This is a genomic window from Stappia indica, from assembly GCF_009789575.1.
GTDB classification, from domain to species: domain Bacteria; phylum Pseudomonadota; class Alphaproteobacteria; order Rhizobiales; family Stappiaceae; genus Stappia; species Stappia indica_A.
Genome location: NZ_CP046908.1, coordinates 5,015,669 through 5,029,332, shown reverse-complemented (window position 1 = coordinate 5,029,332; position 13,664 = coordinate 5,015,669). Strand labels below are relative to the sequence as shown.

Below are 13,664 nucleotides of genomic sequence, written 5' to 3'. Positions count from 1 at the left end.
GGTGCCCGCCCCCATGCCCGAGCGCGTCCGCAAGCGCCCCCGGCTCCCCGGTCCCGGCTCGGCGCTTGCGCGCCGTCCGGGAAGACGCCGGAGGGGCTTGCGCGTGGTCTCGCACAAAAAGGGGATGCGCCCACGCCGATGCGTCCTCGCAACCGCTCTGGCAGCCAATAGGCCCCGGCGCGCGCTTCGCTTGGCCGGGGTGACGGCAGAGGGGAAGCCAGGGCCGCGCCACTTTCTCAGGCTGTCATCAACTCAGATCGTTGAGGTGGTCTCTCAGTCCGGCAGTGAAGACGACGACGATCTTTCGCAACTCGGCGAGGAAAGCACGTCGTCCGCCTCACCCAAGGGCTGTCGTCCCGGTTTCGGCGAAGCCGAAGACCGGGAACCAGTACCCCCGAACGGTTCGGGCGAGGCCTCAGCGCTGCCGCAGGAACGCCGGTGGTGGCTAGCTTCGCGCTGCCATCAGCCCCGGCGGATACTGGACGCCTGCCTGCGCAGGCGTGACAGCGGAGGGTGGAACGAGTGCCGCCCGCCTCACGTCCGCTCTGGAAACCAATAGACCCCGGGTCGCGCTACGCTTGCCCGGGGTGACCTCGGTGGGGTGGGTGGGGTGACGGCGGAGGCATGACCTTGCATCTCCTCCGAGGTCATCCCGGCCGCAGGCGAAGCCGGAGAGCCGGGAACCATTGGCAACCCCGGCAGGTGTTCTTCGCTCCAACCTCCCCTGGCGTCATTCCGGGCAAGCGAAGCGCGACCCGGAACCGGAGAGGCACGGTGCCCGCCCCCATGCCCGAGCGCGTCCGCAAGCGCCCCCGGCTCCCCGGTCCCGGATCGTCGGCCTTCGGCCTCGTCCGGGAAGACGCGGGGAACGGTCGAGTGCCACAAGCACCCGCTGCGGATGCCGATGGTTTCCGCCTCTGCCTGATTTCCCGGCGGGAAACGCCGTATTGCGAACAGGATCGGACGAAAATTGATCTTGTCACACCGACGCCCCGCCCTCTAGCATTGCAGATCGATGGTACCCGCGAGGCAAAGCCGGACGCGGGTGAAAAGGGAACACGGCGAGGCGTACCCAACAGGGACCGAATCCGTGGCTGCCCCCGCAACTGTGAGCGGCGAGCGCTGTCCGAATGCCACTGGCCCCAAGCCGGGAAGGTGGACAGGCGCAATGAACCGCGAGCCAGGAGACCTGCCATCGGCCGCGGCGCGAGCCTTTCTCGCGTCTTTCCCATAGCTCCGCGCACGGTGGGTGCGCCAAGGAGGCTGAACATGCATATCGAACCCGGCGTCGTCGACGGCGCCAAGATCCTTCTCAGCGTGGCGACCGCTGCCGCCTCCGTCGGCCTGATCGGCAAGATGGCGATCGATACGATACGCCGCGACGGGGGCTTTGCCGCCCTGGTGGTCCGCTCGGTGATCGCGACCGCGCTGGTCTTCTGTTTCTTCGAGGTGCTGCCGACCAAGCCGGTCGGCGTGTCCGAGGTCCACGTCATTCTCGGCTCGACGCTCTATCTGATTTTGGGCGCCGGTCCGGCCGGCATCGGCCTTGCGCTCGGCCTGCTCACCCAGGGCCTGTTCTTCGCGCCGGCCGACCTGCCGCAATACGGCATGAACCTGACGACGCTGATCGTGCCGCTCTTCGCCATGAGCCTGCTGGCGCGCAACATCATCCCGGCGAAGACCGCCTACAAGGACGTCAGCTACAAGCAGGCGCTGGCCTTGTCGACCAGCTACCAGGGCGGCATCGTCGTCTGGGTCGCCTTCTGGGCGCTCTATGGCGGCGGCTTCAGCGCCGAGAACCTTGCCAATGTCGGCAGCTTCGGCCTCGCCTACCTGACGGTGATCATCGTCGAGCCGGTGGTCGACCTTGCCGTGCTCGCCGGCGCCAAGCTGTTCGACAAGGCCCGCACCGGCCTCGTCTTCCAGCAGCGCCTCTACCACGCTGCCGCCTGACGGCACGCCTTGCCGGCCGCACGTTGCGGCCGGTTTCCTTTCGGGGCCACGCCTCCAACACCTTGGAACCGGCGACCTGAAAAACAGCCTGAAAGAAAGAGAAGCCTGACAGGACCCGAAGCACTGGCGCGACCCATTCCGGGGCGTCCTGATCGACTTGAGAAAAGGATCGACTGCATGACGAGGTTCACCCTTTCCCGGCGCGCCCGCGCCGCCGCCTTCGCCGCGACCTCCGCCGCCCTGGCGCTTACCGCGACGCCGGCCCTTGCCCATCTCAATCCCGGCGAGCACGGCTCCTTCGCCGCCGGCTTCAGCCACCCGCTGTTCGGCGCCGACCACATCCTGGCGATGATCGCCGTCGGCCTGTGGGCCTGGCAGATCGGCGGCCGCGCTGTCGCCCTCGTGCCGGCCGCCTTCGTCGGCACCATGCTGCTCGGCTTCGCCCTCGCGCTTGCCGGCGTCTCCCTGCCCTTCGTCGAGCCGGCGATCCTCGCCTCGGTCGTGGCGCTCGGCCTGCTCGTGGCGCTGGCCGTCCGGCTGCCGGTTGCCGGCTCGGCCGCCGTCGTCGCCGCCTTCGCCCTGTTCCACGGCCATGCCCATGGCGGCGAGATCGGCGCGGCAACCCAGTTCGCCTACGGCGCCGGCTTCGCCCTCGCCACCGCCCTGCTGCATGCCGCCGGCATCGCGCTCGGCAATGGCCTCGGCAAGCTCGCCTCCTCGCGCGGCCACGCCCTGACCCGGGTGCTCGGCGGCCTGACGGCGCTCGCTGGTGCCGCCCTGCTCATCGGTGGGTGAGCGGCCACCACTTTACCGCCCTCAGCCCGAGCGGGGATAACCCGCTCGAGCGGGTGCTTTTCGGCCCGTGACCCGGTCCGGAGGCAGGTTTTCGCGAGATTGAGAGCGCATTCTCGAAATTCGCGCCGTTTGCATCGGAATTTTGCAAAATCCGTCTCGAAATTTGCGAGGCCGGGAACACGCATGAAAACGCCCGGGCGAGCGAGACCTCGTCCGGGCGTTTTTCGTTTGAATATCAGCCTCTTAAACCTAGGCCTTCGCGTCTCGCTGCGCGATCCAGTCGTGGTCTGGGTGGTTCTTGAAGCGCCATTTGCGCAAGGGGCCGGCCATCACGTTCAGATAGTACATCTGGTAGCCGTAGGGCGCGCCGCACGGATGGTGGCCTTTCGGGACCAGCACGACGTCGCCGTCCGACACCGCCATCGTCTGGTCGAGGCTGCCGTCCTCGGTGAAGACGCGCTGGATGCCGAAGCCCGTCGACGGGTCGAGACGGTGGTAATAGGTCTCTTCCAGATAGGTCATGTCGGGATAGTTGTCCTCGTCGTGCCGGTGCGGCGGATAGGACGACCAATGGCCCTGCGGCGTGAAAACCTCGGTCACCAGCAGGCTGTCGGCGACGTCCTTGTCCTCCATCGCGATGGGATGGATGTAGCGGGTATTGGTGCCCTTGCCGCGCTCCTCGAAACCGATGTTCTCGATCATGCCGGCCTCGTGCCCGCCGCTGCCCGGCGCGGTACACACGGCCAGCGTCAGCTCGGTCGTCGCCCTAGCCTCCCAGGTCGAGCCGTTCGGCACATAGAGGCAGTGCGGCGGCTTGCGCTCGAAGACGCTCAACCGATCGCCCCGCTCGCCGAAGGAGACCCCGCCGGCGCTCAGCTCGGCCCGTCCCTCGACCAGCACCAGGATCGCCTCGCGCTCGCCCGTCGCCTCGCTCGCGCTCTCGCCCGGCGCCAGCCGGTAGAGCGTGAACCCCACATAGGACCAGCCGGCGCTCTGCGGCGTGATGTCGTGCACCTTGCCGTGCTTACCCTTTGGTTTCACCAGCAGATCGGCCATGGCATCGCTCTCCCTGATTGTCTGCGCCCGGGCTTTGCGGCCCCGGCTTATCCCCGGTCGAGGCCGGTCTCGCGGGCGAGCGCCTTCAGCGCCTTGAGGCCCATCGACTGGTAGGTGACGGGATCGCGAACCTCCGGGTCCTGCTCCGCCTCGATGACCAGCCAGCCCGAATAGTCGTGCTCCGCGGCGGTCTGCAGCACCGGCGCGAAATCGACCCCGCCTTCGGGATCGCCCGGCACGGTGAACACGCCCCGGCGTACGCCTTCCAGGAAGCTCAGCCCCTCCTCGCGAACCTGCGCCATCACATCCGGACGCACGTTCTTGGCGTGGATATGTGAAACACGGCCCATGTGCTTTGCGGCAAGCCGCGCCGGATCGCCGCCGCCGAAATACGCGTGGCCGGTGTCGAGCAGCAGCCGCGTCGCCGGGCCGGTCAGCTCCATCAGCGCGTCGATTTCCTCTTCGCTTTCAATGATGGTGCCCATGTGATGGTGGTAGACCAGCGGCACGCCTTGCGCCGCGCAATGGGCCGCGACCTTCTCCAGATCGGCGCAAAAGGCGGCGAACCGGTCCCTGTCGAGACGCGGTCGGTCGTTGACCGCAACCCCGTCATTGCCGTGGATAGCGTTGGAGGTCTCGCAGGCGATCAGCACCGGCGAGCCCATCGCCTTCAGCCGCGCCAGATGCTCGCCGATGGCCTCGATCTCGGTCTCGGCCGAGCGGGTCAGCAGATGCAGCGAGTACCAGGCCGAGACGAACTTCAGCCCGTGCGGCGCCAGCGTTTGCGCGAGCTCGGCTGGATCGGTCGGAAACTTGTGGCCGTTCTCGATGCCGTCGAAGCCGATCTCGGCGGCCTGCGACAGGCAGGTTGCGAGCGGAATATGGGCGCCGAGGCTCTGGTCGTCGTCGTTGGACCAGGCAATCGGATTGGTGCCGTAGAGGATCATCTGTTGCGCCTTCAATGGGTCGAAGCGGAGTGAAGACTAGTCGACAAGGCTCTGTTTCTTCAGGGCATTTTCGTAAGACGCGCGGGCGGAGCGGACCTCCTCGCGGGTCGAGACCTCCGGCACGGCAACGTCCCACCAGTGGCCGCCGGCCTCGGTCGTCGCCAGCGGATCGGTGTCGATGACGATGACGTGGCTGCGCTCCGACGCCCTCGCCCGGACCAAGGCCGCCTCGAGACCCGCGATGTCGTCGACCTTCTCCGAGATCGCGCCCATCGAGGCGGCATGGGCGGCGAAGTCGATGTCGCTCGGCACCACATGGCGGGCGGTGTCGAGCAGGTTGTTGAAGCTCTCGCCGCCGGTCGCCCGTTGCAGGCGGTTGATGCAGCCGAAGCCGCGATTGTCGAGCAATACGACAATGAGCTTGCGGCCCAGCATCACGGAGGTCGCGAGCTCGGAGTTCATCATCATGTAGGAGCCGTCGCCGACCATGACGACGACCTCGCGCTCGGGCTGCGCCATCTTGGCGCCGAGCCCGCCGGCGATCTCGTAGCCCATGCAGGAGAAGCCGTATTCCATGTGGTAGCCCATCGGCCGGGCGGCCTTCCAGAGCTTGTGCAACTCGCCCGGCAGGCCGCCGGCAGCGCAAAAAACCACAGCGTTTTCATCGACATTGCGCTGGACGGCGCCGATCACCTGGGCATCGCTCGGCAGCGCGTTGCCGTCGGGCGGCGGGGCCGTCGCCGCATCCACAGCCGCGATCCACTCGCGCTTCAGATCGGCCGGCGGGGGCGCGAAACGCCGCTCTCCAAGCGCCCGCCCCAGCGCCTCCAGCCCGTCGCGCGCATCGGCGCAAAGCGGCACGGCGCCATGCTTGGCCGCATCGTAGGGCGAGACGTTGAGGCTGACGAGCTTGCGGCCCGGCCGTGCGAACAGCGACCAGGAGCCGGTGGTGAAGTCCTGGAAGCGGGTGCCGACGCCGAGCACCACGTCGGCCTCGGCGGCGACCGCATTGGCGGCCGAGGAGCCGGTGACGCCGACCGAGCCGAGGTTGAGCGGATGGTCCCAGGCGAGCGCCGACTTGCCGGCCTGGGTCTCGACGACCGGGATGCCATGGCCTTCCGCGAAGCGCACAAGAGCCTGATGCGCAAAGGAATAATGGATGCCGCCGCCGGCAACGATGACGGGCCGCTCGGCATTGGCGAGGAGCCGCGCCACCTCATCGAGCTCGACCGGGTCCGGCTGCGGCCGGCGCATGCGCCAGACCTTCGGCGCAAAGAAGCTCTCCGGCCAGTCGAAGGCCTCGGTCTGCACGTCCTGGCAGAAGGCCAGCGTGACCGGGCCGCATTCGGCCGGATCGGTCATCACCCGGAAAGCGCGCGGCAGCGCGGTCAGCAGCTGCTCGGGCCGGGTGATGCGGTCGAAATAGCGCGAGACGGGGCGGAAGCAGTCGTTGACGCTGACCGTGCCGTCGCCGAAGTCCTCCAGCTGCTGCAGCACCGGGTCGGGCGCGCGGCCCGCGAAGACGTCGCCGGGCAGGAACAGGACCGGCAGCCGGTCGACATGGGCCATCGCCGCGGCGGTCAGCATGTTGGTGGCGCCGGGGCCGATCGACGAGGTCACGGCCATCGCCCGGCGACGGCCGAGCTGCTTGGCATAGGCGATGGCCGCATGGGCCATGCCCTGCTCGTTGTGGCCGCGCCAGGTCGGCAGCTCATCGCGCACGCCGTAGAGCGCCTCGCCGAGGCCGGCGACATTGCCATGCCCGAAGATCGCCCAGACGCCGGCGATGAAGGGCACCCCGTCCTCGTTCATCTGCCGGCAGAGATAGCGCGTGACGGCCTGTGCCGCCGTCAGCCGGATGGTCGTCGTCATGCCGCTCTCCCGTCTGCCGCCCGCGCCCGGTCCCAGGCCGCGCAAAGCGTTTCGTATTTCGACGCCATGAGCGCGATCGCGCCCTCCTCGTCAAGCGTGCCATCGAGCCAGCCGCGCGCCGCCTCGAAGAAGATGGTGCGCCCGACGGCGAAGCCCTTGACCAGCGGGAAGCGGGCGGCCTCCGCGAAACTGGCCTCCAGCTCCTCCATCGGCGCGTCGAGACCGAGCACGACAATGCCCCGCACGTGCGGATCGTTCTCGGAAATCGCGGCGCAGGTCTGCGCCCAGGCGGCGGCGGAGACGGAGGGCTCCAGCTTCCACCAGTCGGGATAGACGCCGATCTCGTAGAAGCGGCGGATCAGCGTCGCCGTGGTGTCGTCGCCGACCGGTCCGACCTTGGACGGGATCACCTCCAGCAGCAGTTCCAGCCCGTTGGCGCGGGCCGCCCGCGCCAGCCGCAGCACCGTCGCTTCCTGGTTCGCGCGCATTGCCTCGTCGTCGTCCGGATGGCAGAAGCACAGGACCTTGACCACATGGTCGGCTGGCCATTCGGCAAGGCCGCTGCCGTAGTCCGGGCCGATCTCCAGCTCCAGCGGCCGCGAGCCGGGCAGCTCCACCGGACGGCCAATCCAAAGGCCGGTGCCGGCGGCGGCAAACAGCGCCTCCTCGCCGAGCCGGCCGTCGCTGAGGATGCCGTAGCCGGGCCGGCCGGCCTGCACCCGGCGGGCGGCGGCAAGGCAGAGCGTCTTGAAGGCGGGAATGCGGGACGCGTCGGCGCCGAGCTCGGCGGCGAGATCCTCGAGCTGTTTGCGGTGGTCGAAGGCGAAGACGCGCATTTGCGGCCAGTCGCCCTTGCGGGTGGTCGACCAGTGGATCTGCTCCAGCTCCGCGTCCTTGCGCAGCGCCGGCACGCGCACGCCGCGCTCCAGGAAGAAGCACAGCTCCTCCCAGCTCGGATAGGACGGCGTGCAGCCGTGCCGCGAGACGGCGAGCGCGCCGCAGGCATTGGCATAGGTGAGCGCCCGCTCCCAGCCCTCCTCGCGCAGCCAGCCGCGCAAGAGCCCGGACATGAAACCGTCGCCGGCGCCGAGCACATTGAACACCTCGATGGGAAAGCCGGGGCCGGAGATGCCCTGGTCGAGGTCGCCGGGAATCTCGCCCTCGAAGGCGACTGCGCCCATCGGCCCGCGCTTGCACACGAGCGTTGCGGCCGAAACCGCGCGCACGGCGCCGAGGGCCGCCAGCGTATCGGTGGTCCCGCCGGCGATGTGGAACTCCTCCTCCGTACCGACGATCAGGTCGAAGAGATGAAGATGCGACTGCAGCTTGGCGGTCACGGCGCGGGACGCGATGAAGCGGCTTTCGCCGGCATCGTGCCCGGCAAGGCCCCAGAGATTGGGCCGATAGTCGATATCGAGCGCGGTGCGGGCGCCGCATTCGCGGGCAAGGCGCAGGGCCTTCAGCACCGCCGCCTCGGTACGCGGGTTCGACAGGTGGGTGCCGGTGACGGTGACGCAGCCGGCCTCGGCGATGAAGTCCGGGTCGATGTCGCCCTCGTCCAGCGCCATGTCGGCGCAGTTCTCGCGGTAGAAGATCAGCGGAAACTGCTCGCGGTCGCGAATGCCGAGGAGCACCAGTGCCGTCAGCCGCTCCGGATCGGTCCTGACGCCGCGCACGTCGACGCCCTCGCGCACCAGCTCTTCGCGGATGAAGCGGCCCATGTGCTCGTCGCCGACACGGGTGATCAGCGCGGAGCGCAGGCCGAGCCGGGCGGTGCCGGCAGCCATGTTGGTGGGCGAGCCGCCGATATACTTGGCAAAGCCGCGCATGTCCTCCAGCCGGCCGCCGACCTGGGAACCGTAGAGATCGACCGAGGCGCGGCCGATGGTGATGACATCGAGCGGCCGCGCGTCCCGACCCTGCTGCGAACCCATGACAACCTCTCCCCGACCTCGCGGAACCGCCGAGACGCCCGCGCAGGCGCCACAAAACGGAACATAAATTCCATTTTGACCGACTGCAACCGCTTTATCGCCCGCGCATGGTGGATAACCGGATGAGAGGCAACGCAGGCAGGCAAGGCTGAAACCACGGGCAGCACCCTGCGGATTGGCCGGTTTCGGCCTGTTATCAAGCCCCTAGAGAATCACGCAACAGCCGATCTTTCCACCGTGGACACCGGTCGCGGAGCAATCGCCACACCCGGTCGCAGTGCCTGCCCGCGCCGGCCCGACGGGGCCCAACCGGGACCCCCACCCACCTCCTCCGGCAGCGAAGATGGCCGGTGCGGCGTATTGCACAGCCGTGCATAAACAGCATATGGAATTTTTGTTCCAAATTGGCGGAAAGGGCTGCACAAGCGATTTTCATTGCATCGCAACATCAAACGTGGTCTATGCCTGCCAACGGCGTCCGCGTGGAGACACGAGCCTTTCGTGACCGGCGCCCAGACGCAACCTTCCTCCCGATCGTTGCCGATATGAAGCGCTGCTACCCGAGCGACGGACAAAACACGGTCCGTTCCCGGTGCCGGCGCGCCCCCAAGGCAGCTGATCTGCGCAAGCTCCCTTCACGACTGACACGGACCGCGACCGCTCGCCCATGATGGCGTGTCGGCGCGAGCAAGGAGTCCGCTTGACCACGTTCAACGACCTCGGCCTCGCCGAGCCGATCCTCCAGGCCCTTGCGGCCGAGGGCTATACTTCCCCGACGCCGATCCAGGCGCAGGGCATTCCCGCAATCATGTCTGGCGCCGACGTGCTGGGCCTCGCCCAGACCGGCACCGGCAAGACCGCATCCTTCGTTCTGCCGCTGCTCAACCGCATCGTCGAGCAGAACAACCGGCCCGAGCCGAAGACCTGCGGCGCGCTGATCCTCGCCCCGACGCGCGAGCTCGCCGCCCAGATCGCCGACAGCATCCGCGCCTACGGCCAGAAAGTGCGCCATTCGGCCACCGTCGTCGTCGGCGGCGTCCGTCCCTTCCCGCAGGTGCGCGCCATGGCACGCGGCGTCGACATTCTCGTCGCAACGCCGGGCCGCCTGATCGACCACATGCAGGGCGGCGCGATCCGCCTCGACAAGACCACGACCGTGGTGCTGGACGAGGCCGACCACATGCTCGACCTCGGCTTCCTGCCGGCGATCCGCCAGATCCTGGCGAGCCTGCCGCGCGACCGCCAGACGGTGCTGCTGTCGGCAACCATGCCGAAGCCGATCCGCGCGCTGGCCGAGGACTTCCTGACCAACCCGCAGGAAATCGCGGTGGCTCCGGCCTCCAAGCCGATCGACCGCATCGAGCAGAAGGTTCTCCTGATCGAGCGCGATGCCAAGCGCCAGGCGCTTGTCGACGTGCTGCGCAGCGAGGACATGGACCGCGCGATCGTCTTCACCCGCACCAAGCACGGCGCCGACAAGGTGACCAAGCAGCTGGAGCAGGCCGGCCTGTCCGCCGCGGCGATCCACGGCAACAAGAGCCAGAGCCAGCGCCAGAAGGCGCTCGACAACTTCCGCTCCGGCCGCACCCCGGTGCTGGTGGCGACCGACATCGCCGCACGCGGCATCGACGTCGACGGCGTGTCGCATGTCGTCAACTACGAGCTGCCGAACGTGCCGGAGGCCTATGTGCACCGCATCGGCCGTACCGCGCGCGCCGGCAAGAGCGGCATCGCCGTCTCGTTCTGCGACCGCGAGGAGCGTCCGTTCCTGCGCGACATCGAGAAGCTGATCGGCAAGGTGCTGGTCGAGCGCGAGGACGACGGCCCGGCACCGCGCAAGCAGTCGCGCGGCGGCGGTGGCCGCGGCCAGCAGCAGCAGCAGCGCAAGCCCTTCCGCCCGCGCGTCGAAGGTGGCGCACGCGATGAAGGTCGCGGCGAGGCTCGCGGCTTCCGCGGCGCTGCCAACGGCAACGGCGGCGCACGCAAGGACAAGCCGGCCGGCCATGGCCAGCATGAAGGCCGCACCGACGGCTTCCGCGCCGGCCAGCAGCAGCGCAACAGCCGCCCGCAGAGCGCCAAGCCGCGCGATCACAGCGGCGAGCGCGGACGTGTCCGCTCGTTCCAGCCCGCTTAACGCGGCAACGCCGAAACACGCTTGAAAACGAACGCCGGCGCGGGGTCACCCCGCGCCGGCGTTTTTCGTTTCTGATCGAGGCTCCCCGCCCCGTTCCGCCGCGCTCAGTCGGCGGCGCGCACCAGCTGGGTCTGCGTGCCGAGACCGTCGATGCCGAGCGCCAGCCGGTCGCCCGGCTTCAGATAGACCGGGGCCGGCTTGATGCCCATGCCGACGCCCGGCGGCGTGCCGGTGGAGATGACGTCGCCCGGATGCAGGCTCATCATCTGCGACAGGTAGGAAATCACCTTCGCCACGCCGAAGATCATGGTGGCGGTGGAGCCGGTCTGCATGCGCTTGCCGTTGAGATCGAGCCACAGGGACAGCGCCTGCGGGTCGCTCACCTCGTCGCGGGTGACGAGCCAGGGGCCGAGCGGGCCGAACGTGTCGGCCGACTTGCCCTTGGTCCACTGGCCGGCACGCTTGGTCTGGAAATCGCGCTCGGACACGTCGTTGGCGACGCAGTAACCCGCGACATGGGAGAGCGCATCGGCCTCGGACACGTATTTGGCGTGACGGCCGATGACGACGGCAAGCTCCACCTCCCAGTCGGTGGCGACAGAGCCGCGCGGCAGCTCGATGCCGTCGTCGGGACCGCAGATCGCCGAGGTCGCCTTCATGAAGACGATGGGCTCGGGCGGCACGTCGAGGCCGGCTTCGGCCGCATGGTCGGAATAATTGAGGCCGATACAGACGAACTTGCCGACCTGGCCGACGCAGGGACCGATGCGCGTGCCCTCCTCCACCAGCGGCAGCGAAGCAGGGTCGAGCGCGGCAATGCGGGCGAACCCCTCGTCGGAGAGGGCCTTGCCGGCGATATCGTCGACATGGGCGGAAAGATCGCGGATGCGCCCGCGCGCATCGACAAGGCCGGGGCGCTCAGTGCCGGCAGGTCCGAAACGGACGAGTTTCATGAAAAGATCTCCTCACAAGCGAGCGTGCAAACGGGTCGCGCGATCATAGGCGGTTGAGGCAAAACGGCAATCGTCGCACGGGCGGGATCTCAGGGGCGCCCCGGCAAGGCATCCGGCAGCACCAGCGAATAGCTGGTCGAGCGGCCGCCGCCGGGATCGCGCACAAGGATGCCGCGGGCGACGAGGTCGTTGATGTCGCGCAGCGCCGTATCGGGCGAGGTCTTCGTCAGCTTCGCCCATTTCGACGAGGTGAGCTTGCCGTCGAAGCCGTCGAGCAGGCGGTTGAGCACCTTGCGCTGGCGTTCGCCGAGCGGTTCGCCGGCCAGACCCTGCCAGAACGCCGCCTTGCGCAGCACGTCTTCCAGAATGCGGGCGGAATCGTCGAGCGCGCGGTCGAGGCAGGCGAGAAACCACAGCAGCCAGGGCGTGATGTCGAGGTCGCCCTTCTGGGTGCACTCGAGGATCTCGTAATAGCCCTTGCGGTCCTGCCGGATCTGCGAGGACAGGCTGTAGAAGCGCTGGCCGCTGCCTTCGGAGCGGGCGAGCGCCATGTCGCCGATGGCGCGCGCGATGCGGCCGTTGCCATCCTCGAAAGGGTGGATGGTGACGAACCACAGATGCGCGAGCGCGGCCCGCAAGACGGGATCGAGCGGGTCCGGGCTCTCGAACCAGTCGAGGAAGATCGTCATCTCCGCCGCGATGCGGTCGGCGGGCGGGGCCTCGAAATGGACCTTCTCGCGGCCGAAGGGGCCCGAGACGACCTGCATGGGCCCGGCCGCTTCGTCGCGCCAGCGGCCGACGGCGATGCGCAGCATGCCGCTGCGGCCCGTCGGGAACAGCGCCGCGTGCCAGGCGAACAGGCGCTCTGCGGTCAAAGGCGCCTCGAACGCGCCGACGGCATCGAGCGTCATCTCGACGACGCCCTCGACATTGCGGTCGACCGGCGGCAGGCCGCCGATATCCATGCCGAGGCGTCTGGCGATGGAGGAGCGCACCTGGCTACGCTCCAGGATCTCGCCCTCGATCTCGCTCGACTTGACGACATCAGCCGTCAGGGTCTCCAGGACCGCCTCGGCGCGCGTCTCGAAGCCGAGCGCGTCCATGCGTCCGGCCAGCCGCCCCTGCCGGTGACGCACGGCCGCCAGCGGGCCGGAGACCGCCGCATGGTCGAAGCGGACCTTCGGCCAGTCGCCCAGTTGATGGATATAGGCCGTCATTCTCCGCATCCTTTGCGGAGAATATAGCTCTCATTCGCCGCATCCGCAAATAATCGCCGCACAGACTGCGGAGATTGCATCGCCCAATCGCCGCACGCACTGCCGCCTGACGGGCCGGCACCACCCTTGCGTGCAAGGACTGCAACCTGCATTGTGGTCAAGGACAAGGAACCGCCAACAGCGACAGGGCCGAAAGCACATGAGCAGAGCGTTCACACACCTGATGTTCCAGGGCAACGCGCGGGCTGCGCTGGAGACCTACGAGGCGGTGTTTCCCGACTTTACCATCGACATGCTGGAGCTCAACGGCGACGACACGGCCGCGCCCGGCACGGTGCGCATGGCGAAGGCGTCCTTTGCCGGCCAGAGCCTGATCGTGATCGACAGCCCTATCCCGCACGATTTCGACTTCACGCCGTCGATGTCGCTCTTCGTCGAGATGGGCGGTGCGGAAACGCTGGACGCGGCCTTCGCCCGGCTTTCCGAAGGGGGCAAGGTGTTGATGCCGCCCGACAATTACGGCTTCAGCCCGCGTTTCGGCTGGCTGACGGACCGGTTCGGCCTGTCCTGGCAGCTGTCCTTGCCGATGTGAGACCGGCGATGCGAAAGGGGTCCCGCACCACGAAAACCCGATTGCGCTGTCTCGCTGCGATCCTGCCGTTAATGGCCGCGGCCTGCGCGCCCGGCGATCCGCGCAAAACGCATGTCTGCGAGGAAACACCGAACGGACTGGCAGAGTGCCACCTGATCGACGCGTCACGACTGGAAACGGCCAAGCCAGCGCAACGCTGAACGCCGCGCCG

10 protein-coding genes and 1 riboswitch are annotated in these 13,664 nt (G+C 68.3%); of the genes, 4 read left to right on the top strand and 6 right to left on the bottom strand.

The genetic code is table 11. The annotated features are described in order from the left end of the window. Nucleotides 1–999: 999 nt before the first annotated feature. Nucleotides 1,000–1,211: riboswitch (cobalamin riboswitch) on the top strand. A gap of 58 nt (nucleotides 1,212–1,269) precedes the next feature. Both GH266_RS22850 and GH266_RS22845 read left to right on the top strand, forming a co-directional pair. Further along, nucleotides 1,270–1,953, top strand: a complete 684-nt coding sequence (locus GH266_RS22850) for an energy-coupling factor ABC transporter permease (RefSeq protein WP_158195903.1) — start codon at nucleotides 1,270–1,272, stop codon at nucleotides 1,951–1,953. A 177-nt stretch (nucleotides 1,954–2,130) separates the two neighbouring features. Beyond that, complete coding sequence (locus GH266_RS22845) at nucleotides 2,131–2,748, top strand: HupE/UreJ family protein (RefSeq protein WP_158195902.1); 618 nt, start codon at nucleotides 2,131–2,133, stop codon at nucleotides 2,746–2,748. Between the two features lie 249 nt (nucleotides 2,749–2,997). Here GH266_RS22845 and iolB read toward each other — a convergent pair whose 3' ends face one another. The 4 genes from iolB to GH266_RS22825 are packed head-to-tail and all read right to left on the bottom strand — an operon-like array spanning nucleotide 2,998 to nucleotide 8,557. Next, nucleotides 2,998–3,804: a 5-deoxy-glucuronate isomerase gene (gene iolB / locus GH266_RS22840; RefSeq protein WP_158195901.1), complete on the bottom strand. Its 807-nt coding sequence runs from the start codon at nucleotides 3,802–3,804 to the stop codon at nucleotides 2,998–3,000. Nucleotides 3,805–3,851: 47 nt separating this feature from the next. Then, complete coding sequence (gene iolE, locus GH266_RS22835) at nucleotides 3,852–4,751, bottom strand: myo-inosose-2 dehydratase (protein ID WP_158195900.1); 900 nt, start codon at nucleotides 4,749–4,751, stop codon at nucleotides 3,852–3,854. A 36-nt stretch (nucleotides 4,752–4,787) separates the two neighbouring features. Then, entirely contained in the window at nucleotides 4,788–6,623 is a 1,836-nt protein-coding gene (gene iolD, locus GH266_RS22830; protein WP_158195899.1) for a 3D-(3,5/4)-trihydroxycyclohexane-1,2-dione acylhydrolase (decyclizing), read from the bottom strand. Further along, nucleotides 6,620–8,557 carry a bifunctional 5-dehydro-2-deoxygluconokinase/5-dehydro-2-deoxyphosphogluconate aldolase gene (locus GH266_RS22825; protein WP_158195898.1) on the bottom strand — a complete coding sequence of 646 codons (1,938 nt, stop codon included), beginning with the start codon at nucleotides 8,555–8,557 and terminating at the stop codon, nucleotides 6,620–6,622. Before GH266_RS22825 ends, iolD begins: the two co-directional genes overlap by 4 nt. 700 nt (nucleotides 8,558–9,257) lie before the next feature. Here GH266_RS22825 and GH266_RS22820 point away from each other — a divergent pair. Further along, nucleotides 9,258–10,691 carry a DEAD/DEAH box helicase gene (locus GH266_RS22820; RefSeq protein ID WP_158195897.1) on the top strand — a complete coding sequence of 478 codons (1,434 nt, stop codon included), beginning with the start codon at nucleotides 9,258–9,260 and terminating at the stop codon, nucleotides 10,689–10,691. Nucleotides 10,692–10,795: 104 nt separating this feature from the next. Here GH266_RS22820 and GH266_RS22815 read toward each other — a convergent pair whose 3' ends face one another. Further along, the gene (locus GH266_RS22815) at nucleotides 10,796–11,644 is read right to left on the bottom strand and encodes a fumarylacetoacetate hydrolase family protein (RefSeq protein ID WP_158195896.1); all 849 of its coding nucleotides are present in this window, start codon (nucleotides 11,642–11,644) and stop codon (nucleotides 10,796–10,798) included. An 89-nt stretch (nucleotides 11,645–11,733) separates the two neighbouring features. Further along, nucleotides 11,734–12,861: a Fic family protein gene (locus GH266_RS22810; protein WP_158195895.1), complete on the bottom strand. Its 1,128-nt coding sequence runs from the start codon at nucleotides 12,859–12,861 to the stop codon at nucleotides 11,734–11,736. A 199-nt stretch (nucleotides 12,862–13,060) separates the two neighbouring features. On the opposite strand from GH266_RS22810, the gene GH266_RS22805 reads away from it, so the two are divergent. Next, nucleotides 13,061–13,453, top strand: a complete 393-nt coding sequence (locus tag GH266_RS22805; protein ID WP_158195894.1) for a VOC family protein — start codon at nucleotides 13,061–13,063, stop codon at nucleotides 13,451–13,453. Nucleotides 13,454–13,664: the final 211 nt, after the last annotated feature.